This window comes from Cellvibrio sp. pealriver (assembly GCF_001183545.1).
Lineage (GTDB): Bacteria > Pseudomonadota > Gammaproteobacteria > Pseudomonadales > Cellvibrionaceae > Cellvibrio.
On sequence record NZ_KQ236688.1, the window covers coordinates 1,238,355 to 1,261,922 of the forward strand.

At 45.4% G+C, this 23,568-nt stretch carries 18 protein-coding genes; 12 read left to right on the forward strand and 6 right to left on the reverse strand.

Going from position 1 to position 23,568, the window contains the following annotated elements:
* Window positions 1-24: 24 nt before the first annotated feature.
* Entirely contained in the window at window positions 25-1,467 is a 1,443-nt protein-coding gene (gene glgA, locus VC28_RS05160) for a glycogen synthase GlgA (RefSeq protein WP_049629707.1), read from the reverse strand.
* Window positions 1,468-1,503: 36 nt separating this feature from the next.
* On the reverse strand, window positions 1,504-3,711 hold the full coding sequence (gene glgB, locus VC28_RS05165; protein ID WP_049629708.1) for a 1,4-alpha-glucan branching protein GlgB: 2,208 nt from the start codon (window positions 3,709-3,711) through the stop codon (window positions 1,504-1,506).
* Between the two features lie 380 nt (window positions 3,712-4,091).
* On the opposite strand from glgB, the gene glgC reads away from it, so the two are divergent.
* From glgC to VC28_RS05210, 8 genes are all read left to right on the forward strand, one after another.
* A complete protein-coding gene (gene glgC / locus VC28_RS05175; RefSeq protein ID WP_049629710.1) occupies window positions 4,092-5,357 on the forward strand; it encodes a glucose-1-phosphate adenylyltransferase in 1,266 nt (421 codons plus the stop codon).
* Complete coding sequence (locus VC28_RS05180; protein ID WP_049629711.1) at window positions 5,350-7,077, forward strand: glycoside hydrolase family 57 protein; 1,728 nt, start codon at window positions 5,350-5,352, stop codon at window positions 7,075-7,077. The genes glgC and VC28_RS05180 overlap by 8 nt, the downstream gene beginning before the upstream one ends.
* 68 nt (window positions 7,078-7,145) lie before the next feature.
* The gene (gene malQ, locus VC28_RS05185) at window positions 7,146-8,660 is read left to right on the forward strand and encodes a 4-alpha-glucanotransferase (RefSeq protein ID WP_049629712.1); all 1,515 of its coding nucleotides are present in this window, start codon (window positions 7,146-7,148) and stop codon (window positions 8,658-8,660) included.
* 58 nt (window positions 8,661-8,718) lie between these two features.
* Window positions 8,719-9,081, forward strand: coding sequence for a hypothetical protein (locus tag VC28_RS05190; protein WP_049629713.1), 363 nt, complete (start codon window positions 8,719-8,721; stop codon window positions 9,079-9,081).
* 201 nt (window positions 9,082-9,282) lie between these two features.
* Window positions 9,283-12,381, forward strand: coding sequence for a phosphorylase b kinase regulatory subunit alpha/beta (locus VC28_RS05195; protein WP_049629714.1), 3,099 nt, complete (start codon window positions 9,283-9,285; stop codon window positions 12,379-12,381).
* A gap of 130 nt (window positions 12,382-12,511) precedes the next feature.
* Window positions 12,512-13,963: a TrkH family potassium uptake protein gene (locus VC28_RS05200; RefSeq protein ID WP_049629715.1), complete on the forward strand. Its 1,452-nt coding sequence runs from the start codon at window positions 12,512-12,514 to the stop codon at window positions 13,961-13,963.
* The gene (locus VC28_RS05205) at window positions 13,963-15,489 is read left to right on the forward strand and encodes an ATP-binding protein (protein WP_049629716.1); all 1,527 of its coding nucleotides are present in this window, start codon (window positions 13,963-13,965) and stop codon (window positions 15,487-15,489) included. Before VC28_RS05200 ends, VC28_RS05205 begins: the two co-directional genes overlap by 1 nt.
* Window positions 15,490-15,559: 70 nt before the next feature.
* Window positions 15,560-16,249, forward strand: coding sequence for a response regulator (locus tag VC28_RS05210; RefSeq protein ID WP_049629717.1), 690 nt, complete (start codon window positions 15,560-15,562; stop codon window positions 16,247-16,249).
* A 137-nt stretch (window positions 16,250-16,386) separates the two neighbouring features.
* Here the strand turns inward: VC28_RS05210 and VC28_RS05215 are convergent, their stop codons facing one another.
* The 4 genes from VC28_RS05215 to VC28_RS05230 form a co-directional block, all read right to left on the reverse strand.
* Window positions 16,387-17,391 (reverse strand): right-handed parallel beta-helix repeat-containing protein, encoded by a 1,005-nt coding sequence (locus tag VC28_RS05215; RefSeq protein ID WP_049629718.1) that lies wholly within the window; start codon window positions 17,389-17,391, stop codon window positions 16,387-16,389.
* A 208-nt stretch (window positions 17,392-17,599) separates the two neighbouring features.
* A complete protein-coding gene (locus VC28_RS05220; RefSeq protein WP_049629719.1) occupies window positions 17,600-17,965 on the reverse strand; it encodes a hypothetical protein in 366 nt (121 codons plus the stop codon).
* Window positions 17,966-17,989: 24 nt separating this feature from the next.
* Window positions 17,990-18,823: a peptidylprolyl isomerase gene (locus VC28_RS05225; RefSeq protein WP_053094157.1), complete on the reverse strand. Its 834-nt coding sequence runs from the start codon at window positions 18,821-18,823 to the stop codon at window positions 17,990-17,992.
* A 161-nt stretch (window positions 18,824-18,984) separates the two neighbouring features.
* The gene (locus VC28_RS05230) at window positions 18,985-19,962 is read right to left on the reverse strand and encodes an HPP family protein (protein WP_049629720.1); all 978 of its coding nucleotides are present in this window, start codon (window positions 19,960-19,962) and stop codon (window positions 18,985-18,987) included.
* A gap of 176 nt (window positions 19,963-20,138) precedes the next feature.
* Between VC28_RS05230 and VC28_RS19700 the strand changes: the two genes are divergently transcribed.
* The 4 genes from VC28_RS19700 to VC28_RS05250 are packed head-to-tail and all read left to right on the forward strand — an operon-like array spanning window position 20,139 to window position 23,516.
* Window positions 20,139-20,336: a heavy-metal-associated domain-containing protein gene (locus VC28_RS19700; protein WP_049629721.1), complete on the forward strand. Its 198-nt coding sequence runs from the start codon at window positions 20,139-20,141 to the stop codon at window positions 20,334-20,336.
* Between the two features lie 9 nt (window positions 20,337-20,345).
* Window positions 20,346-22,652 (forward strand): heavy metal translocating P-type ATPase, encoded by a 2,307-nt coding sequence (locus VC28_RS05240; RefSeq protein ID WP_231591655.1) that lies wholly within the window; start codon window positions 20,346-20,348, stop codon window positions 22,650-22,652.
* Complete coding sequence (gene cueR / locus VC28_RS05245) at window positions 22,649-23,116, forward strand: Cu(I)-responsive transcriptional regulator (RefSeq protein ID WP_049629723.1); 468 nt, start codon at window positions 22,649-22,651, stop codon at window positions 23,114-23,116. The genes VC28_RS05240 and cueR overlap by 4 nt, the downstream gene beginning before the upstream one ends.
* Before the next feature lie 7 nt (window positions 23,117-23,123).
* Complete coding sequence (locus VC28_RS05250) at window positions 23,124-23,516, forward strand: hypothetical protein (RefSeq protein WP_049629724.1); 393 nt, start codon at window positions 23,124-23,126, stop codon at window positions 23,514-23,516.
* Window positions 23,517-23,568 lie beyond the last annotated feature (52 nt).

A 23,568-nucleotide genomic window follows, 5' to 3' on the forward strand; every position in this document is an offset into this window, starting at 1 on the left:
TGATAATATTTGAAGCATCTGATTTCATGTTATTTGCGTATAGATTTTACCGTACGATTTTGCACTGTTTTCCCACGAAAAATCCTTGCCCATAGCATTGAGTTGCATTTTTTTCCACACATCGGGTTGTTCATAAGCCTTTGTTGCTCGCTCTATTGCAGCGAGCAATTCTTTGCCTTCAGGTTTGTGAAATACAAATCCATTTTCATCTGCTGTCATACCATCGGCTTGCCGCTCAACCACTGTGTCACGCAAACCGCCTACAGCATGCACAATAGGTAATGTTCCATAGCGCAGGCTATACATTTGATTTAATCCACAAGGTTCAAAAATAGATGGCATTAAAAACATATCGCATCCAGCCTCAATCTGATGCGCCAAAGCTTCGTCATAACCAACATATACCGCGACTTTATGCGGGTTCTGCATAGCAATATTTTTCAACGTTTGTTCATAATGAGGAAACCCGCTTCCTAAAATGACCAATTGAAAATTAGATGTCAGCAAGTGGCTCATTTGTGAAAGAATAAGATCTACGCCTTTCTGGTCTACCAAACGGCCAACAAAACCGAGTAGAGGAATGCTGTGATCAACAGTCAGCCCCATGCGTTCTTGCAATGCCAATTTGTTTTTGGTTTTATTGGACAGTGTTCGACGGTTGTAAGTAGCAGCGAGATGAGGGTCATTACCAGGGTTCCACTCATCGCAATCAATTCCATTTAATATCCCCGCGAGTGCCTCGTTACGGTATTGAAGCAGGCCTTCAAGGCCATAACCAAATTCTGGTTGTTGTATTTCTTTTGCATAACTCGGGCTTACGGTTGTTATGTAATCAGCAAATACCAATCCACCTTTAATGAAAGACATCTGCCCATAAAACTCTATACGCTCATGGTGCCAAAATGTATCGGGCAAATTGAGTTCAGCAAATGCCTGATAAGAAAATAAACCACGGTATGCGAGATTATGAATAGTAAACACAGTGGCAGGACGCTGTTGGTGTAAGGACAATAATGCAGGTATTAAGCCTGTCTGCCAGTCATTGCAGTGCACAATATCAGGCTGCCAATTCAGGTTAACCTGGTTTAGTGCAATGAGCTCTGCAACTTTAGCGAATAAATAAAAACGCTTATGGTTATCGTACCAATCATTGCCATCAGGTCCACAATAAGGGTTTCCTGCCCGCTCTGAAAATTCAGAAATATCAACCAACCAAACAGTCACTCTCGTTCCCGGCAAGCGTGTTTGTTTAATGTTAATCCGGTTCCCTTCAAGCTCAAACTGTGCAATGGATTTAAGGCTTTTTTCTGTGGTTTTTTCCAATACGCTGGCGTACGCAGGCAGCAAGATTTTTACATCGTATCCAAGTTTCAATAGAGCACGAGGCAAACTTGCAGAAACATCAGCAAGCCCTCCAGTTTTTATCAGTGGATAAACTTCACTGGTTGCAAATAGAATTTTCTGCATAAGTGATCCTTGTCGTTACTAATCAAAAATTACAATTCAAACCAATTTCAAAATCAATGCACCAAGGGGTGGAAGATTAATTTCCAAAGATTGGGCATGGTTCATCCAAGGTACAGCCTGTGAAAAAATCGGATTGCTATTGCCCCAATTACTTCCACCATAAAAGCTGGAATCAGAATTCAGAATTTCATGGTATGAGCCAGCAACAGGTACGCCGATGCGATAGTTACTACGTGTGACTGGTGTAAAATTCAAAATCACAATCGTAAATTCGTGATCACTTTTGCGGATGTAGCTAACTATAGATTGCGTGCTGTCATGGCAATCAATCCATTCAAATCCATCACCACGGAAATTGCGTTGATAAAGCGAAGGGATATTGGTGTAACAGTGATTAAGATCTTTTACCAATGCTTGTAAGCCGCGGTGCGGCTCATGATCGAGCAAATGCCAATCCAGCGAACGGCTCTGCGCCCACTCACTCCATTGCGCAAACTCACTTCCCATAAATAATAATTTTGTCCCCGGATAGGTATAGAGATAAGTGTACAGCAAGCGCAAATTCGCGAACTTTTGCCAATCATCACCCGGCATTTTATTGATCATGCTGCCTTTGCCATGAACTACTTCGTCGTGCGAAAAAGGCAGCATAAAGTTTTCAGTAAATGCGTACATCATGCCGAAGGTTAATTGATTGTGATGATATTGACGATGAATAGGATCTTTGCTGATGTATTCGAGCGTGTCGTGCATCCAGCCCATATTCCATTTCATGGAAAACCCTAACCCTCCGACCCATGTTGGACGGGTCACTTGTGGCCATGCTGTGGATTCCTCTGCGATGACAAGCGCACCCGGATGCATGCCATGGCACACTTCATTTAATTTTTGCAGGAACGTCATTGCCTCCAGATTTTCATTGCCGCCATGGATATTAGGAATCCATTCGCCCGGCTCACGTGAATAATCAAGATGTAACATGGATGCCACTGCATCCACACGTAAACCATCAATGTGGTATTCCTTTAACCAGAAAAGGGCGTTGGCCAATAAGAAGTTGCGGACTTCGTTGCGGCCATAGTTATAAATCAAGGTGCCCCAGTCACGGTGCTCACCCAGACGTGGATCTTCATGTTCATACAGCGCGGAACCATCAAAGCGGGCGAGGGCATGAGCGTCTTTAGGAAAGTGTGCCGGCACCCAATCCAGAATAATGCCAATGTGATGTTGATGGAGATAATCAACAAAGTAGCGAAAATCATCCGGTGTCCCAAATCGGCTTGTAGGCGCGTAATAACCGGTTGTTTGGTAACCCCATGAATCATCCAAGGGATGTTCGCTTACCGGCATAATTTCAATATGGGTAAACCCGAGTGGTTTGATGTAATCCACCAGTTGGTGTGCGAGTTCGCGGTAGTTCATGAACTCGCCAGCCCAACCGCGGCGCCATGAACCCAAATGCATTTCGTAAATAGAGACCGGGGACGACTGCCAATCCCAGTGGGCACGCTTATCCATCCAATCGTTATCAGACCATTCATAAGTCGATGGAGCCTGGATGATTGAACTCGTTTGCGGGCGCATTTCAAACGCTTGCCCGTAAGGATCTGATTTCAGGAATACCGCTCCGGTAGCGCGATTGCGAATTTCAAACTTATACAGGGCACCGGCTGTTAACCCGGGAATAAAAATCTCCCAAAGGCCACTACCACCGCGAACACGCAGACAATGCTGACGGCCATCCCAATCATTGAAATCACCTACTACACTGATCCGCTCTGCATTTGGAGCCCATGTTGCGAACAGCACGCCTTCGATCCCGTCCACAACACGGGGATGCGCCCCCAAATGCTGGTAGATGTTCCAATGTTGACCTTCTGCAAACAGGTGCATGTCTACATCGCCCAATTGTGGTGCAAAACAGTAGGGGTCAAATTCAGTGTGCATCTGATTGTGGCGATCGAACCATTGCACTTGGTAGTGTGTGGGCAGGATCTTTGCCAACCCCTGCCATTCAAAAAAATCGGTCCCCTCAATACGTTTCAATGCGTGTAGTTGCTGATTGATGACGAGCGCAGCTGTTCGTGCGCCGGGTAGAAAGACGCGGATTCTCGTGTCGGCTGCGGCTGTTGCGGCAGCCCCCAGGGGATGACGGCCAAGAACTTCAAAAGGGTCATGGTGTGTGGCAGTCACTATGCGCAGCATCTCGTGGGATAAAGGGGTGTCCTGTTTGGCATTCAACATTCAATCGATTCCTTAGTGGATTATTTGGCACGAAATTTCGCAATTTTCAGGCGTGCCCACTTTTTGGGCTACATAAAATCGTCATGTCGCTGGGTTCTACTAGCTTAGCCATTATCACCTCATTTTGTTGCACCATTTTTTTACAAAAAAAGAATCAGTTTGAAGATATTTGCAGATTCGGTGCCAAACTTGAGACTACACTTAATTTTGCATTTAAAGCGGGCAGCAAAACCGCAATTGAATGCACCATAAATTATTTGTAGTTGGTAAGGATTTGAGCAAGATCAATTTATTGGCACTGATATTGCTCCAATCTTGTCATAACACTGACACAAATTTCTTTGTTGTTTTCACACAATAGCCATAAGGAATACGTTGTAATGAGTACACCCACCTCAGGTCGTTTTGTTAGTCGTCTTACTCGTGAAACTCTTGCTGTTATTCTCGCCGGTGGACGAGGTTCCCGGTTACATCAGTTGACAGATTGGCGGGCAAAGCCAGCAGTACATTTTGGTGGAAAGTTTCGCATTATCGATTTCCCTCTTTCAAATTGTGTCAATTCAGGCATTCGTCGTATTAGTGTTCTAACCCAATATAAATCCCACTCCCTTGATCGCCATGTTCAACGCGGTTGGGGATTTTTGGGCGGGGAATTAGGCGAGTTTGTTGAACTATTACCTGCGCAGCAACGCTTGAGCGAATCCTGGTATGTCGGCACCGCCGATGCTGTTTTGCAAAATATCGATATTATCCGTCGTCACAATCCTGAGTATGTGCTCATCCTTGCTGGCGACCATGTTTATAAAATGGATTACGGCACTATGATTGCTGCACACGTAGAGCGTGGTGCAGACATTACTGTTGGGTGTATTGAAGTTCCCTTGGAAATTGCTCACGCATTTGGCGTGATGGATATGGACAAGGATTACCGCATCGTAAAATTTACAGAGAAACCGGCTAATCCTGAATCCATGCCAGGCAAGCCCGATAAAGCGCTGGCATCGATGGGGATCTATGTTTTCAGTACCAAAGTATTGTTCCGCGAATTATTAAAAGATCGTGACAATCCAAATTCATCGCATGATTTTGGAAAAGATATTATTCCTTCCATGATTAAAACCCACCGTGTTACTGCGTTTCCATTTCGCGATCCGGTTTCCGGTGGCGATGCATACTGGCGCGATGTGGGTACTGTTGACTCGCTATGGGAGGCCAATCTCGAATTAACTGGCATTACACCGGAGTTGGATTTGTATGATGCAGCTTGGCCCATCTGGACTTATCAGGAACAAGTTGCGCCGGCAAAATTTGTTTTTAACGATGAAGGGCGTCGCGGTTATGCGGTGGATTCATTAATTGCTGGCGGCTGCATTATTTCTGGTTCTGCTGTTAAGCATTCTCTTTTATTCCCACGCGTACGTGTACATTCTTATTGCGAAATTGAAGATTCTGTTTTGTTTCCCAGTGTAGAAGTAGGGCGTCGCTGCAAAATCCGCAAAGCACTGATAGATCGCCGCTGCAAAATCCCGGAAGGCACTGTTATTGGTTACGATTTGGAAGAGGATAAAAAACGCTTTCACGTTTCACCCAAAGGTGTCGTTTTAGTCACTCCCGACATGTTAGGACAGGATGAAGTCAATGGCTAATAATGGCAAAACGAAGGTCGTCTTTCTCTGGCATATGCATCAACCAGATTATCGCGATATTGTGACAGGGGAATATTATTTTCCATGGACGTATCTTCACGCTATTAAAGATTATGTCGATATGGCAGCGCATATTGAGGCGCAGCCAGCAGTAAAAGCCGTTGTCAATTTTGCTCCTATATTATTGGAGCAGCTGGATGATTACGCGCAGCAAATTGCAGCGCATTTGGCCGGCAAAGGAAAAATTAAGGATGCTGTTTTGGCATCCTTAACTGACTCGGTATTGCCCGAACCGGGAACCATGGCGTTTGTTGATTTGGCAAATAAATACTTACGTGCAAATCGCCAACGAATGATTGAACGTTTTCCCGCCTATCTTGAATTAGCCAATATTGTTGATCTATTCAAAGAAAAAGCATTCGTCAGTCGCTATCTCAATGAGCAATTTCTGATTGATTTGTGCGTGTGGTATCACTTGAGTTGGATTGCAGAAATTCCGCGCCGTAATGATGCCCGAATACAGGCACTGCAAAATAAAGAACGTAATTTCACCATGGATGATCGCCGCGAATTATTGGGCATTATTGGTGAGCTCGTTGCCTCCATTGGCCCGCGCTATCGCAAATTGGCAGAAGCTGGACAAATTGAGTTATGCATGAGTCCTTATGCGCACCCGATTGTTCCGTTACTTATTGATTTGAATAGCGCGAAAGAAGCTATGCCTGATGTCACTTTGCCGAATGCCAGTTTTTATCCTGATGGTCGCAATCGCGCCAAATGGCATTTACACGAGGGCATCAAAACATTTGAACAATATTTTGGTAAACGCCCCCGCGGCTGCTGGGCATCGGAAGGCTCACTAAGTGATGAGACACTTAAATTATTAAAAGAAGCTAAATTCGATTGGGCAGCAACAGGAGATTCCGTACTGCATAATAGTTTACGTGCTCCCGAGAATCAGGAAATTGCACAGAATATCAAAAGTACTAATCAATCTTTACATAGTGCGTATGAATTCGCACAAGTAAAATTGAATACGTTTTTCCGCGATGATGGTTTGTCTGATCTGATTGGTTTCAAATACGCAACATGGCATTCCGATGATGCCGTGGGGGATTTACTTAATCATATGGTGAATATCGCCACCGCCAGTGGCGATACAAAAAATACCGTCATATCCGTGATTATGGATGGAGAAAATGCATGGGAATATTTCCCTGAAAATGCCTATCACTTTTTACATACGCTTTATCAGCGCTTAACAGATCATCCGCAACTTGAACTGACAACCTACAGTGAATTTCTCGATCAACATCATCCAAAACCGATTGCCATGCCTCATCTTGTTGCTGGTAGCTGGGTTTACGGGACATTCTCAACCTGGATTGGCGACAAAGATAAAAATCGTGGTTGGGATATGTTGTGCGATGCAAAACAACAAGTGGATCGCGCATTAAGCAAACGTAGCTTCACTGCTACGCAATTGGCACAAATTGAAAAACAATTGGCGCTTTGTGAGGGGTCGGATTGGTTTTGGTGGTTTGGCGATTACAATCCGGCACAAAGTGTCAGCGATTTTGAATATTTATTTCGCCGACATCTCATCAATTTATATTCTTTGATCGAGCAACCAGCACCCGATTATTTGCATCAAATTATTAGCGTGGGTGGAGGTGATCCAGCCACAGGCGGAGTCATGCGCCAAGGCCATGCCAATTAATTTATCTATATTATGGTTGATGCAAATTTACGTTGCGATTAGTCGTATTTAAAAAGGGAAGGGTGCGGATGGCAGTCAAATCACCATTATTTCAACAGCGACGGGCAGGGGTCTTGTTGCATCCAACTTCACTGCCTTGCTCTGAATCCTATTTACACGGAAATCATCAAAAAGCATTCGGCACTTTGGGAAAAGACGCCTATTATTTTATTGATCTGATTGCTGAAGCCGGGCTGACTATTTGGCAAATGCTCCCAACCGGACCAACCCAAGCGGATATGTCACCATATCAATCAATTTCCGCTCATGCAGGCAATCCTGATCTGATTAGTTTGGATTGGTTGTTGGAAAAAGGGTGGATAAAAACGACGGATGTGCAACAGGTTGGTGAGCATGGGCTGAGCCATGCACGACAACAGGGCGCTTTTTCTTTTTATCAGTTTTTGAAAACACAGGATGGATTATCAACACGTCACATCTTTGAGAATTTTTGTTCACAACAACAATATTGGTTAGATGATTTCGCACTATTTTGCGCGTTGCGTCATGAGTTTAATGGCGGGTCATGGATAACGTGGCCAGAAAATATTCGCTTACGAAACGCAGATGCATTAACGAAAGCTCGCACAGATCTTAAAGCAAAAATTGATGTCATTGTATTTGAGCAATTTTGTTTTTTTAGCCAATGGAATGCATTGAAAAATTACGCCAACCAAAAAGGCGTTTATCTGTTTGGCGATATTCCTATTTTTGTGGGACACGATAGCGCTGACGTATGGGCACAGCCGCATTATTTTCAGTTAGACGAGCAGGGCAATCCACTCACTGTTGCAGGTGTACCACCAGATTATTTTTCTGAAACTGGCCAGCATTGGGGAAATCCTCATTATGACTGGGCCGCAATGAAAGCCGATGGTTTCCAATGGTGGCTGGCAAGACTGCGTACGCAATTACATTTATTTGATTTGATCAGGATTGATCATTTCAGAGGGTTTGAGGCGTATTGGGAAATTCCCGGCAACACTCATGATGCGCGCACCGGTAAATGGGTCAAAGCGCCCGGCGAATCTTTTTTAACAGCGTGTTTCGATGCTTATCCAGAGTTGCCGTTAGTAGCAGAAAACTTGGGTGTTATTACGGAAGAAGTTGAACAACTGAGAAATCAGTTCCAACTGCCAGGAATGTTGGTGCTTCAATTTGCATTTGATGGCAATACCAATAATCCCCATTTACCGCATAACCACACAACGAATGATGTTATTTATTCAGGAACTCATGATAACGATACAACTCTGGGTTGGTATGCGACCTTGGCAGAAAAAGATCGCGCGCAATTGCAGGCATATTGTTTTAACTCGCACGATGCCATGCCTTGGCTGTTAATTGAGCTGGCTTTGTCGTCCGTGGGACGCATGGCAATTATTCCCATGCAAGATTTTTTGGAGCTGGATGGAGGGCACAGGATGAATATGCCCGGAACAACGGATAAAAATTGGGTGTGGACGTTTTCGTGGGATCAGGTTGAGCCCACATTAGCTGAACGTATTCGGCAGCTGTTAAGAACCTATCATCGCTTGTGCTAGTTGCGCTGTAAGCCAGGCAGATAGAACATTAATCACTCAACGATTACAGGAACGACTTATGGAACATAGATGCAGCGCACGCTATGCAGCGGATATTAAAATCCTGATTTATCGGTACGATGTTCCCGTCGCTATAGGCCGTATCAAAAACGGTACACGCTATGGTCTTTTTATCGAGTCAGATTTAACACCTGTACAGCCGTTGCAACAGCTGGGAATCGAAATACTGGTAACTCGCGCAGCACAGAAATTGCAGCGCTATCGTTTTGATTCCATTGTTATACATACAACATCCCACGGATTTGGTGTTGAGCTTGATGCACTCAGTGAAGAAGCGGGAAATCAATTAACGGAAATGCTGCGTGCATCGCCAGAAACACCACAAGAAAGTGAATTGTTTGATATGGTTGCCAATGCCTGATGATGTGATCTCAGGCTTGGTTTAAAAACGCATCAGGTGAATTTCAAGGGGCAAACACGAAGGGTTGATTTTTATATAATTGCGCATAATGTATATTATGTTAAATTGGATATTATATAAATATCAAAGAGTTAACCCATCTTTAGCGTTTGCTCCTTTCTTTCTTCCTGTCATATAAGTTCTTTTGATGGCAATTGCTCTATGAAGCATAAACAACTGTTAGAGCGTGTGTACGCTGAAGTCGAAACAGTCATTCTCAGTAAACAGCACCCGGTTACCGGGCTGCTTCCTGCCAGTACCGCTATTAATAATCACGGCGATTACACCGATGCATGGGTGCGCGATAACGTCTACTCGATCATCTGTGTATGGACATTGTCCATGGCGTGCAGGCACCAAGGTGAAGACCATAAGTGTGACCAGCTTGAACAAGCCACCATTAAACTGATGCGTGGCTTGTTGCAGTCGATGATGCGCCAGGCGCAAAAAGTCGAGAAGTTCAAACACTCGCTGGATAATGGTGATGCGCTCCATGCGAAATACGATACTGCTACCGGTTTGCCCGTCGTTGCTGATGATGCCTGGGGGCATTTGCAGATTGATGCGACTTCGCTGTTTTTGTTGATGCTGGCACAAATGAGCGCCTCTGGGTTGCGTATTGTTTGTACGCACGATGAGGTCGATTTCATCCAAAATCTGGTTTACTACATCGCCAGCGCTTATCGCACACCTGACTATGGGATTTGGGAGCGAGGCAATAAAGTCAATAATGGCAAGACAGAAATTAATGCCAGTTCAGTGGGCATGGCTAAAGCGGCTTTGCAGGCACTGGACGGATTTAATTTATTCGGAAAACATGGTGACAAAAGGGCAACTATTCATGTAATTGCTGATGCAATTTCACTCGCCAGAACCACCCTCGCCTCACTTTTACCGCGTGAGTCTTTGTCTAAGGAAACAGACAGCGCGTTGTTAAGTATTATTGGCTTTCCTGCATTTGCTGTCGGAAAAGAAACGCTTGCAACACAAACTCGCGATTCTGTTTTGACCAAGTTGGGCGGCAACTATGGCTGTAAACGTTTTTTATGGGATGGCCACCAAACTGTACTGGAAGAAAGCTCGCGCATTTATTATGAACATGATGAGCTGGGAAATTTTGCGAATGTAGAATCTGAATGGCCACTGTTTTTTACTTATCTGTATATCACCGCTTTATTTGATGGTAGCGAAGCAACTGCAAAACATTATCGCAAAAAGTTGGAATCGCTCATGGTTCACGTGGATGGCATAGGTTTGTTGCCAGAGCTTTATTATTTGCCATTAGAAAATGTAGAAGCCGAAAAAAAGAATCCTCGATCTCAAACACGCGTACCCAATGAAAATATTCCGCTAGTGTGGGCTCAAAGTTTATATTTGACTGGATTGATGTTAGACGAAGGCTTGGTGAGCACTGATGATCTTGATCCACTCAAAATGCGCAGGCGCTCTACCCGTTTTATTAAATCCAATATTGCCTTGGTGGTGCTGGCGGAGAATGATGCTATTAAACAGCATCTTGCTAAATACGGTGTTATTGCAGAAAGCCTGCAAGATATAAAGCCTATGGGTGTGATATCGGCCTCCAGCTTAATGGAAGCCTATGCCCATATTGGTGAAAATAAAGCGTTGGGTTTGAGTGGTCGGCCGCGGCGCCGGGTGCAAAGTTTGGCCACATCGCAAACTTATGAAATCAACAACAAAATTTATTTAAGCTTATCCTGGCTGCAAAGCGAACGAGAAGATTATCGCCGCTATGATGCGCAATGGGTTATTGAAAGCTTATCGCAAGAAATCCATTTTATTTATAAAAACTGGCTCAGTTCTGAAGTTGCCGTGTTCACATTAATGATGGATCATCGCCTGTACAAAGTGCCTAATGCAGAATTATTGTTTGAAGCTTTGCGTGCGTATCAATTGCGCACCGAGTATGAATACGTTGGCTATGCTTCAGCTAACCTTGCATATCGCGCGTCGCGCGTGAATAGTTTATCTATCCCCTATTTTCATATTTCATCGCTCAACAACCAGCTGCAAGCAATTGTGGCTGCAGACGATGCATTGCAACCAGACCAATTGGAGCCAGTGGCAGCTTCATTGCTAGAGCATTTTTACACTGAAAGTGACATTATTACTTATAGAAAATTTTCGCTTTATGTAAAAAATCATAAGCTCTCGGACAATATTGGGATTAACGGCGCAGAAATTACGGTAAAAGATCTCATTCGCGATATTTTTTATCGCTCACAAAAAGTTAATTATTGGTTACTCGCCCGCTTCTGTTTTTCGCAGTTGAATTATACGTTAACTGATTTGTCAGATAGCCTGACCTTACTGGCTGCGCGCAACTTGACTATCACTGTGGGCGATAACAATCATACAGAAATTAAAGTTGATCAATCATTTTCCAATGCCACTTATTTTGAAAGTGTGCGGCAATTGTTTCCCGATTTATTAGAGCGCACGCTGGTTCAGGAATTAATTTCAGCAATAGGTTCACTGATTCGTTCCGAGCCAAATTTGTTTGATGGATTGCACTCTGTTCAATTGCGCAACTTTATGCTCCTGTGCGCGATGGATAAAGGTGATGCAGAAGACGTCAGTATGCTTGAGTGGTTGGGTTTGCAGTCTCCTGCCAAACTGTATAAGAAAATTCGTGCAATCCTGACATCACGCAAAAAAGTCTTTTCCCAAGGAATTAATCATGTAACACCCTATAAAATTCATCACAATGAAAATTTCGATGATGAAAACCCGGTACTCTCAGATGCAATGGATACCGACTGGCTTGAGTGGCGTACAGCACGAGGTTTAATTACCCATTTCGATGCTAACTTCCTGAAAGATATTTGGCATAGCTTAATGTTTGCCGAGACACTGGTATTTAGTAATACATCCGGTGGAAGCTTTAATCTGGACTGCAAAACCATTCGTCAATCTATGACTCCGGGTGAAGAAAGCTTTGCGCACTTGATCGACCAGCTGACTCACAGGCTCTATCCTGCCTATTACAAAAGCGCTGTTGTAGAAGCACTCTATGCATACACACAGTTCTGCATTAACAACCCGCAAATGCGATTCCAAAAACCATTGGTGTTCCGTGATGTACTTGAGCGCGCCGCAGTCCGCTATATGCAAGAGCGCAAAGCCCAAATGAATAGCTTGGGTATAGAAACGGATTTGACGGTTTTTATGCAGCAATCGCCGCATATAGTGAACCTGTATGTCACACTGATTTACGCAGAAATTACCCAACCTTACTGATGTCTCGCCCCCACAAACAACTGTTTGTGGGGTTTTACGAAATATATACCGCTTCCCCATAGGCTCTCCCTACCCTTAGGTTTAAAATGCGCTACATTCATTGGGTGTCATTTGGCTTAAGTTGGATATTATGAAATTATTGGGGCCTACGCTGCTGATTCTGGGCGCAATCCTGAACATTCTTGCGTTATTTATGCTGGTGCCGCTAGCGTTATCCATTACTTATAACAGTGATAATCAGCTTGCATTTTTTTCCTCGGCAACACTGACCAGTCTTGTGGGTATCGTATTTCTCCTGATTGGAAAAAAATCCCGCTTGGATTTCATGCAGCCCCGACAGGTGTTTTTAATTACCACTGCTGCATGGACTGGTGTCTCTCTTTTCAGTGCTCTCCCCTTTATTTTGATTGATCATCCACTCAGTATTGCCGATGCCGTATTTGAGGCTGTATCAGGTGTAACCTCGACGGGCTCGTCAGTTATGGCAGGGCTGGATTCGCTGCCTAAAGATATTTTGCTCTGGCGATCTATGCTCAACTGGATTGGAGGGGTTGGTATTATCGGAATGGCGATCGCCGTATTGCCGTTCTTGCGGGTGGGCGGCATGCGTCTATTTAAAACAGAATCTTCGGATTGGTCTGATAAAGCAATGCCTCGTGCACAAAGCCTGATGGCAATGATTATCTATTGTTATATTTTGCTCTCAGTAATTTGTTGTCTGGCATTTTGGTTGGCAGGCATGGATTTTTTCAATGCAATTAACCATGCAATGACAACCGTTTCGACAGGTGGATTCTCCACCTCAGACAGCTCATTTGCCCAGTTTGATAGTTTGCTGATTCACTGGATTGCTATTGTTTTTATGCTGGCCGGTGCATTTCCATTTGTGCTGTTCGTGCGGTTATTGGTGAATAAAAAATGGGTGATTTTTAGCGATACCCAAGTGCGTGGATTACTGTGGGCAGTGGCTATCACAACAGCTGTTCTGACCATACAACTCATCGTCACTGATCAGATGGCGCCCTTCCGTGCATTGACAATGGCATGCTTTAATTTGGTCTCTGTGATTACAACAACCGGTTTCGCATCGGGGGATTATCAACTCTGGGGGCCTCTGGCCTTGGTGATTTTTTTCTTTGCAACGTTTATTGGTGGTTGTTCGGGGTCTACTACCGGAGGGATCAAAGTATTCCGTCTGCAGATTTTTGCAGGCTTGGTGAAAGAACAAATAATGACGGCAATTCATCCTCGCGCAATTATCAGCCGCCGCTATAACAACCGTTTAATCAGCTCTGAAATTATTGCTTCTTCTATCTCATATATGTTTTTGATGACCGCATGCTTGGTCGTCATCGCCGTCATACTCGCGCTAACCGGGTTGGATTTGGTCACGAGCTTTACCGGTTCTGCAACAGCGCTGATGAACGTAGGCCCTGGGTTAGGCCCGATTATTGGCCCTGCCGGCAATTTCTCCAGTTTAAGTGATACCGCAAAATGGGCGCTCTCCGCAGGAATGTTATTGGGGCGACTGGAATTTTTGACCATTCTTGTATTGTTTACTCCTGCATTTTGGCGAGCATAATGAACACAGAACAATTACTGCGTAAATTCGCCTATCCGATTGGAATATTATTCCCCTGGTTATTAACACCCTTTGCTTTTTTGGTGACCGACTCCCTTCCCAAGGCGAATGTTCCATTGTTGTATATCGTGATGGTGGTTTTTATCGCCATCAATGTAACAGTAGAGCTGGCAATCATTAATGCACTGTCCAGTTTTTTTGCGTTCAGTTTCTTTTTTGCCGAACCTTATGGGTCAATTATGATTCATCAGGATGAAGACCTTCTGACAATCTCGCTGTTTTTGTTGACATCCGTCTTGGTGGGATACATGGCCACCAAGCATAAAAAAAATGTCCAGAAAATTCGCATGCGCGAGTTTATGACGGATATCGAATTGGAATTGCTAGAGCGCCTCCCGAAAGCGATCGACACCAAAGATGTAATAGAAGCCTTGCGTGATGCGCTCAAGCCTTGGCGGGAACATTGTGTACTCATCACCCACGATGATAACTGGGCTACCCATCCGATGATTCGTCGGCTGACCAATTTACGCAAAACCTATTTGGAAGAGTTGTTGGAATTACGCTTAACAGACGAAGTAATCAAAAAAATCCCCGAGCTTGAGCAAGAGCATGACGTTTACTTTTTATATAGTTCGCGCCAGGTAATAGGTCTCTTGAGAATCGCCGCCGAAAATATCCCACATTTACCGCGCGACATTTTTTTATTGTTATTACACCAGGTCAATATTTCGTTGGAGCGTACCCGGCTAGCCGCTGATTTGGAAAAAGAAAAAATTGCCAAAGAAAATGAATTGTTGCGATCTTCACTTTTGTCTTCAGTGTCGCACGATTTCCGCACCCCATTGACGACCATGATTGGCGCAACATCAACTGTGCTTGAGTTTGGCGAGCATCTGGATAAACAGCAGACAAAAGAGTTATTAAGTACCGTATTGGAAGAAGCTGAGCGGTTGAATCGCTATACCCAAAACTTGCTCGATATGACCCGCCTTGGTTTTGGGCAGATGAAGCTGGAATGTGACTGGGTCAGCATAGAAGAGATTCTTGGGGTGGTAAAAAAACGTTTGCGGCCGCTCTTGATAAGAAATTATCTGACTGAGTCTATTAGCCCGGACATGCCTTCGCTGTATGTACATGCGGCATTTTTGGAGCAGGCGATTTTTAATATTATCGATAACGCCATTAAGTTCTCCCCTCCTGATGCCAGCATTGATATCGAATGTACTACAGAGAACAATAAAATTATTATCATGATTTGTGATCAGGGAACCGGAATCCCTGAAGATGAGCGTGAAAAAGTATTTGAGCGCTTTCATACCGCAGAAAAAGGAGATCGCCGTAAATCAGGTAGCGGCCTTGGTTTGACCATCTGTCGTGGAATGGTCGTTGCCCATGGGGGTAATGTCAGCATCCTGCCCAACCCCAAGCGGATCGGCAACAAGTATAATCCTGGGTGTTGCTTGCGTATCGAACTCCCTATTCACGAGCAAAATCCGCAGCAAATACCCAAAACAGAAGAATAAATATTTAACAGCGATATAACACTGGTGTCTGCACTGGATGGTTATACTCCCTCCCATAAACGGAGTCGCTATGAGCAAAATCTTGATTATTGATGACGAACCCCAAATTCGTCGCTTCCTACAAATCGGTCTGACTGCACAAGGTTATGTTATCCGTGAGGCTGACAATGGCCGTCAGGGGCTGACTATCGCTGCAGAAGAATCACCGGATCTGATCATTTTGGATATGGGCTTGCCTGATCTTGATGGCCAGGTCGTTCTGAAGAAATTGCGCGATTTTTTTCATCAACCTATCATCGTTTTATCAGTGCGAAATCGTGAATCAGAAATTGTGCAAGCTCTTGACCAGGGCGCTAACGATTACGTGGTAAAACCATTTGGTATTCAGGAATTATTGGCGCGCATTAGAGGCTTGATAAAAGCATTTGGGCCAAGCGTAGAAAGTGTGCACAAATTTCAGGATGAGCGTGTGCTGATTGATTTGCAGGAGCGCAAACTGGTTGTGGAAGGCGAAGTCGCAAAACTGTCGCGCAAAGAGTTTGAGTTGTTAAAGCGGCTCATTAATAACGCAGGCCGATTGGTAACCCAACAACAATTATTACGCGAAATTTGGGGCGGAACCCATGTAGAGGATACCCATTATTTGCGTATTTTTATTGCGCGCTTACGCACCAAGTTAGGTGATGATCCTTCCAACCCCCGCTACATCGAAACAGAACCAGGTGTTGGTTATCGTTTTTTGCCCAGTGTTGAAAATTAATTCTCAAAAATAAAAATGCTCGCGACCAAACGTGGCCGCGAGCGGTTGTAACTACATCCTGTACACACACATCTAAAGCTAAACACATCGACCAATCAAACACATTCTTTCACTTAAACACATTCTTTCGCTATTGGTTAACGACAAATAGCACCTATATTTTCTACCAAACCAGATGTAGCCTCGCTAATGCATCCGTGTTTGTTGTTAATAAATTGCGCACCTACCAACATGTTATTAATACATGATGCATCGTTTGCCAAAACTCCCATGCCACCTGAGCGCGAGATAACCACTCCGGTAAAGGTGTTTCCCGTTGCAGCAGTCGTTGGGTCTGTATTGACTTGCGCAAGGAAAATTCCGTGCTGTACGTTATCGCGGATATGCAAATTAGTGAATGAATTATCCAGCGAGTCACGCATGAAAATTCCTACTGTGCGATTATCTGCAATGGTCACATCATAAAATTTATTGTTGTTAAATTTTATGTCAGTTGAAATACCGGCCGCTTTGTTTCCGTATAGATGAATACCTGAGAAGGTACTGTCTTCGGTTTCATATCCGGCAAGGCCATCAAACTCATTGTCATAAGATGTGTAATCACGAATGGTTAAGCGACGGCACCCAAGCTCGGTTACTAACCCTCCGGACATAGCGCCAAACACCGTCACCGATTGCACAGTGCAATCAACACAACGACGAATACTAATGCCGTTGTTGCGCAGTGGAAATTCGTTGCTGCAGGGGCCGCCCATGCATTCAGAGGTTTGGTTTGCGCGGTTGCCATCGATCATTAATTCTTTCACGCGAATATGGCGAACGGCTCGGCTGGGGATATTTTCCGTAGTGCCCATGACAATGACGGGAGCATTAATATTATTAGCAAGGCGCAATAAACTGGCGGGCCCCATGCCGCGCAAGCTAATATTGTTTCGGTCAATAACGATAGGATGTGTACATACATAGGTTCCTGCAGACAGCACTACTTCGCCGCCTTCGGCAGGTAATTTATTGATGGCATTTTGAATTGCGGTACAGGTTTTTTCCTTGACGATTTCTGTTGCCGAAGCAAAAGTAGATACACACATCATCAACACGATCAGCAATGTCCATACAGCGTGTGTGCTAGGTTTCGTTTTCATAGCAGCCTCACTTGAACACAAGAATCAATCTTGCATACTTGAAGCCTAGCTCTAAAAAAATCATCAACAATGAAAAAAGCGTCTTTAGCCAAAAAAAATCTAATTTATATAACTGACCAAATTGGCGGCCATATAGAGTGTGTATTCCAGAAACACAAAAGGAGCCAAAGGCTCCTTTTGTCACACTGCAGTTTTATAAACTGAGTCACTACTCTGCTTTAGGCATAAGCGGGTTACAGTTTTTAATGGTTACTCTGCCCTCCAGCAAATTGCCTTTGGAGTACTCACTGAAAATGCAGGTGTTATTTTCCGGGTTGTAATTTTCAATCCACAGGTTGTCATCTTTCCAGGTTGCCTGAATGTGCATTTGGCCTTTGGGAACCTCAATAGACATAACACCGCCGTAGTTTTTGACAAAGTGTTGCTCGTAATGGAAAAAGTACATCAACCATCCAATCAACAGCACTGCCAAGCCACCTATCAACCCTGCTTTCCAGCGCAGATAGCGGCCAACACCCCAAAACACAAATACGGCAACACTGATAACAGCAATCCAGTACAGATATGTAATCACAAGCCTTCCCTCACGGTCGTTGAATTAGCCCTTATTCAACAGGCTTTTGCGCCCCAGTGCAACCAAGCCGAGTGCCAATAAGCTGAGCAAGCCCAGGCTGCCACTGCCGCCATCGTCTTTGTCGTCTTTTTGGTTGATCAAGGTATTTTTGGCTGGATTCAAGCTTGATGCAGTATCAGGATCGGCATTCAGTACGACAATGTTTTCAATCAAGGCCAGATTGGCACCAGTGACAGGTTTGTTGGCTACCTGATCTGCTGCCGAATAATCGCGCAGAGGGAAACCCTCAAATATGCCTACATTGAAGCGGCTAAGCGCTGCAATCGCATCCACTACTACCATTCCTTCACCCACTACTTGACCGAAGACGCTAAAGCCGCCGTTGTTAGTGTCCAGCACATAACCATGGCTTTTGTCGGTCGCATTTTTATCATTGAGGTTGATAAACCACTGGTTGGTGGCAGAGTTGGGGTTGCCACCTAATTTTGCCATGGCAATAGTGCCGCGCAGGTTTGAATAAACGGGTTCGTTTTCAACTGCCGCATTTTGGGATACTGCCACTAATGGCAGCTCACCGTTGAACTTATATCCGCCGCCTTGAATAACAAAATCTTTCACCGAGCGATGCACGATGGTGTTTTTGTATGCTTCGGCATTCACGTACGCCAGGAAGTTGGCAACGGTTTTAGGAGTCGTTTTATCAAACAGATTAACTTCAAAATCGCCCAATACAGTTTGGAACTGGACAGTAGTGGCGCTTGCCGCTTGAGTCATGAACAGGCCTGCACTCAGGCACGCGACCGATAAAGTACTTTTGAGCCAGCTGGCTGGATTGGCAACATTGAATGAAGAACGCATGGTCGATAAACCTCTAATTATCAATTAACTGGCACAAGCGAATGCGATTGTTGCCATGAAAAAAACCTTCAAGCCCAAGGGCTGTGGAATCTTATCCTGACTCCCCTTACCTAAACACCTGAAATTTGTTGGATTTTGTAATACGCACCGGATTTATGACGCTAATCCTCGTCACCTGATTTTTTCCAATGGCCATTCGCTTGGGGTTTGACTTCATAACGAGCCCATTGGCGAAATTCTGCGCGAAGGCAAATGCCCGTGGCGTAGCCGCCGTCTCCAGCGACAACTTTATATATCACCTGGTCTTTACTGGCATCGGTGCTGTTGGCGGCGTCTACGACCTGACGGACACTCCACAAGTTCCCCAGCTTGCCATTGCTGTAGTAATGCCCGGCAACAATTTGTTCAGGGTGGGTGATATTTTTCTCCGCATGTTGTTTTGCTAACTCCAACAATTGGGTCAGGTTTTCGGCAGTAATATCGACATAAGAGTTAAGTTGCTCCATCGCCGCAGAAAAATCTTCCTGGGTTAGTTCAAACTGCCGCTCGGCGGCAACAGCGGGTTTGGCAATTTTCCGCCGCACAAGGTGTGCGGGATAACGCCGCCAGGGGAAAAATGCATTGAATAAAATGGCGACAAGCATGATCCACAGAACGTTAGTCAGGATCGGAAATACCAGATACCAATAGTCGAGCCGGTAGATTTCGGCCCCACCAATAACGGCAGCCAGAGCGGTCGCCCCACCCGGAGGGTGCATAGAGCGCGTGTAATGCATAAGGCCGACGGCAAGACCCACCGCCAGTGCGGGTGTCCAGGTTTGGTCGGGGAATAATTGCTGGCAGCTGACCCCGATAAATGCCGACAGCAAATGCCCTCCAATCACCGCCCAGGGTTGCGATAGCGCACCTTGAGGTACTGCAAAAAGCAGAACTGCCGTGGCTCCCATTGAGGTGACCATCAATAAGGTTCCTGCGGTATGCATAAAGCCGTCGGGAAAGCACCAGCGGGCACCCCAATAAACAGCCAAAATGCCCAGGAACGCGCCCACCGCCGAGATCATTTTCTCGCTATGGCTAGTGGTGTTGCGCTCTATCCCGAAGAGTAAGCGGGTCTCATGCAGCCAATGTTTGAATGACATAACTCTCTTTACGCATCCTTTAAGCACCATAAAAGTGCGAAATCCTAGTGACTTAGGCCGCACCGTGCAAATCAAAACACCGTATTTTTTCTTGACCTTACCACGATGGTAACGCTTAACCTTGGTTTATCTTGATCAATCCAAGCGTTTACCAAACCCGTACCGGAGAGTTCATCATGTATAAATTTATCGTTACAACTATGACCTGTGGTGGTTGTGCAGCGGCTATTACCCGCGCAATCCTGGGGGTTGATGCATCGGCAAGCGTAAAGGCAACACCGGCTAATCATTCAGTGGAAATAGAAAGCCGTTTGAGCCAAGGTGAAATTCTGGCGTTATTGGACGATGCTGGTTATCCCGCTCAACCGGTTTAAGAGGTGATGATGAAACATCATAGCGAAATCGATCTGGCGATTGAGGGGATGACCTGCGCATCCTGTGTTGCTCATGTTGAACGCGCGCTGGCCAAGGTTGATGGGGTTGAATCGGTTAGCGTCAATTTGACGACTGAGCGTGCGCATTTGAATCTGGCGAAAGCTGTGGCCAGTGAAGTGCTTATCCAAAAGGTTCAACAGGCGGGTTACAGCGCGCAGCTGATCGACCGCCAGCAGGCTTCCGATCGCACAGACTCCGCAGCCAAACACGAACAGGAGCGGCTTGCCCTCAAACAACAATTCCAGTTGAGCCTTGCGCTGACCTTGCCCGTGTTTTTATTGGAGATGGGCAGCCATGTCATACCTGCATTCCACCATTGGTTAATGGCCAATCTCGGCTGGTGGAATTGGTTGATACAGGCGGTTTTGACAACGCTGGTGATGTTCGGCCCCGGTAGGATGTTTTATTACAAAGGCCTGCCCGCCCTCGCCCGCTTTACACCTGATATGAATTCACTGGTTGCCTTAGGCAGCCTTGCCGCGTGGATGTATTCGTTAGTCGCTACCTTCGCCCCCGCGGCCTTACCCGCTGGCACCGTCAACGTGTATTACGAAGCAGCGGCAGTCATCGTCACACTCATCTTGCTCGGGCGCTTGATGGAAGCTAATGCACGTGGCCGTACCAGCGATGCAATCGCCCAATTGGTAAAACTCCAACCGCAAACCGCAACCCGCGTACAGAATGGCAAAACCGATATCGTTGAACTTGCCATTATCCAACCGGGCGAATACTTGCTGGTTCGCCCCGGAGAGCGGGTTCCATTGGATGGCGAGCTTGTGGAAGGCAGTTCTTTTATCGACGAATCCATGATGACCGGCGAACCTATTCCGGTGAAAAAATCCGTGGGCGACGAAGTGATCGGCGGCACGCTCAATACCACCGGCTCGTTTACCTATAAAGTCACGCGCACCGGTAAAGACACCTTACTCGCGCGCATTATTGATTTGGTTGAAAATGCCCAAAGCGGCAAATTACCCATACAAGCCTTGGTCGATAAAATTACCGGCTGGTTCGTGCCAGTAGTGATTGCGATTGCAGTAATCACCTTCATCCTCTGGTTTATCTTTGGGCCTGAACCTTCGCTGGGTTTTGCATTGGTTAATGCGGTAGCGGTGTTGATTATTGCCTGTCCCTGCGCAATGGGATTAGCGACACCCACCTCCATCATGGTGGGAACAGGCCGTGCAGCGACGATGGGATTGTTATTCCGCCGCGGCAGTGCACTGCAAGGCCTTGCCGACATCAAAACCATTGCGTTTGATAAAACCGGCACCTTAACCATAGGCAAACCACAACTGACCGATTTTGAAGTCGCGCCAGGTTTTGACAAAAACCAATTATTGTCGCTTGCACTCGCCGCCGAACAGCGCTCTGAACACCCGATTGCCCACGCGTTAATTGACGCTGCACAGCAGTTGAATATTACGGCGGGTGAAGTGGAAATGTTTGAAGCTATTTCCGGTTCCGGTTTACGTGCGCGCATTTCCGGCCATGCAATTTTGATTGGCGCGGATCGGCTATTTACACAACAAGTCGCACAACAAGCTACACAACAAAAAATCGATATCACACTGTTTTCGGCTGTAGCAGAAAAACTTGCCGATGAAGGCAAAACCCCCATTTACATGGCCGTAGATAACCAGATTGCCGCAGTGATGGCATTGGCCGACACTATCAAACCCGACGCTGTTGAATCATTAACAGCACTGCATGAATTAGGTTTTAATATTGCGATGATTACCGGCGACAACCAGCGCACCGCGAATGCAATCGCAAAAAAATTGGGGATCGATACCGTTATTGCTGAAGTGTTGCCCGAACAAAAAGTGGATGCAGTAAAACAATTGCGCACTGAACATGGCAGCATTGCGTTTGTGGGTGATGGTATTAACGATGCACCAGCCCTTGCAGAAGCTGATTTGGGTTTGGCAATTGGTACCGGAACTGATATCGCTATTGAAAGTGCGGATCTGGTATTAGTGAGTGGCGATTTGCAGGGAGTGCCCAAAAGTATTGGGCTGGCGCGCGCGACTATGCGTAACATCAAGCAAAATTTATTTTGGGCATTTGCGTATAACGCAGCACTGATTCCGTTAGCGGCAGGCGTGGCTTATCCGTTGTGGGGCGTATTGTTATCCCCCATGTTGGCTGCTGGTGCTATGGCACTATCGAGCGTATTTGTTGTCACCAATGCATTGCGGTTGCGTCGCTGGCAAGCTCCGCATATCGTTATGAAAAAAACAGGCCTGTCATGAATAAACGTGCACAAAAACCAACTCTGGAATTAGCCGATGCCCATGCACTGGGTTTGCACAGTATCGGCGAGGCGGCCAAATTAACGGGCCTGAGCACCAAAATGATCCGTCATTACGAATCATTGGGGTTGGTCAGTCCGACGGATCGCACCTATGCAAATTATCGGGTTTATCAAACACGTGATATTCATTTGCTGCGTTTTATCAAAAGCGCGCGTGAGCTGGGTTTTTCAATGAAACAAATTGCCGTGCTGACGAGTCTCTGGCAAAACTCTGGCCGCAGCAGTGCTGAAGTTAAAAAATTGGCATTGGAACATATTCAGGAGATGGACGAGCGCATCCAGTCATTACAACAAATGCGCAACGCATTAAATGATTTGGCGGGTCGTTGCCACGGCGATGATAAACCCGATTGCCCAATCCTTGATGCAATTGCTTGTAATACATGCCACGGGGATCAATAATCGCATTATGAACAAGCACAAATATGTCCAACTGGTTATCGCGCTGTGTCTGTGGCTCCCGCTGCAGGCAATCGCGGGGCAATTGGTACATTGTGCGCAACTGGAAAGCCAGTTGAACATTACTGCTTCAACAACATCTGATGAAAACAATGCAAATGCTGATAACCAAACATCAAGCCCTTGCCATCAGAAGATTGATGTACCGGATGAGACGGTAAAAACCTGCAAACATTGCCAGTTTGTCTGTCATTTGCACTTTGCCATTCTGATTGATTCGTCATTTTCCAATGGCCACAGCGTTACATCACACCTGATCCCATTCAACCCTCTTTCACCTAAACAACCTTTGTTGCCTCAAATACAAAAGCCCCCGCGATTGATTTCTCATTTCTACGCTTAACTTCAAACTTTTATTTCCAGGTTTAAATTCCGTTTTTATTGGATTTTTTATC

What these genes read in the sequence shown, in the direction of transcription:
- glgA (WP_049629707.1), bottom strand. Translation starts at nt 1,467, where the DNA reads ATGCAGAAAATTCTATTTGCAACCAGTGAAGTTTATCCACTGATAAAA.
- glgB (WP_049629708.1), bottom strand. Translation starts at nt 3,711, where the DNA reads ATGTTGAATGCCAAACAGGACACCCCTTTATCCCACGAGATGCTGCGC.
- glgC (WP_049629710.1), top strand. Translation starts at nt 4,092, where the DNA reads ATGAGTACACCCACCTCAGGTCGTTTTGTTAGTCGTCTTACTCGTGAA.
- VC28_RS05180 (WP_049629711.1), top strand. Translation starts at nt 5,350, where the DNA reads ATGGCTAATAATGGCAAAACGAAGGTCGTCTTTCTCTGGCATATGCAT.
- malQ (WP_049629712.1), top strand. Translation starts at nt 7,146, where the DNA reads ATGGCAGTCAAATCACCATTATTTCAACAGCGACGGGCAGGGGTCTTG.
- VC28_RS05190 (WP_049629713.1), top strand. Translation starts at nt 8,719, where the DNA reads ATGGAACATAGATGCAGCGCACGCTATGCAGCGGATATTAAAATCCTG.
- VC28_RS05195 (WP_049629714.1), top strand. Translation starts at nt 9,283, where the DNA reads ATGAAGCATAAACAACTGTTAGAGCGTGTGTACGCTGAAGTCGAAACA.
- VC28_RS05200 (WP_049629715.1), top strand. Translation starts at nt 12,512, where the DNA reads ATGAAATTATTGGGGCCTACGCTGCTGATTCTGGGCGCAATCCTGAAC.
- VC28_RS05205 (WP_049629716.1), top strand. Translation starts at nt 13,963, where the DNA reads ATGAACACAGAACAATTACTGCGTAAATTCGCCTATCCGATTGGAATA.
- VC28_RS05210 (WP_049629717.1), top strand. Translation starts at nt 15,560, where the DNA reads ATGAGCAAAATCTTGATTATTGATGACGAACCCCAAATTCGTCGCTTC.
- VC28_RS05215 (WP_049629718.1), bottom strand. Translation starts at nt 17,391, where the DNA reads ATGAAAACGAAACCTAGCACACACGCTGTATGGACATTGCTGATCGTG.
- VC28_RS05225 (WP_053094157.1), bottom strand. Translation starts at nt 18,823, where the DNA reads ATGCGTTCTTCATTCAATGTTGCCAATCCAGCCAGCTGGCTCAAAAGT.
- VC28_RS05230 (WP_049629720.1), bottom strand. Translation starts at nt 19,962, where the DNA reads ATGTCATTCAAACATTGGCTGCATGAGACCCGCTTACTCTTCGGGATA.
- VC28_RS19700 (WP_049629721.1), top strand. Translation starts at nt 20,139, where the DNA reads ATGTATAAATTTATCGTTACAACTATGACCTGTGGTGGTTGTGCAGCG.
- VC28_RS05240 (WP_231591655.1), top strand. Translation starts at nt 20,346, where the DNA reads ATGAAACATCATAGCGAAATCGATCTGGCGATTGAGGGGATGACCTGC.
- cueR (WP_049629723.1), top strand. Translation starts at nt 22,649, where the DNA reads ATGAATAAACGTGCACAAAAACCAACTCTGGAATTAGCCGATGCCCAT.
- VC28_RS05250 (WP_049629724.1), top strand. Translation starts at nt 23,124, where the DNA reads ATGAACAAGCACAAATATGTCCAACTGGTTATCGCGCTGTGTCTGTGG.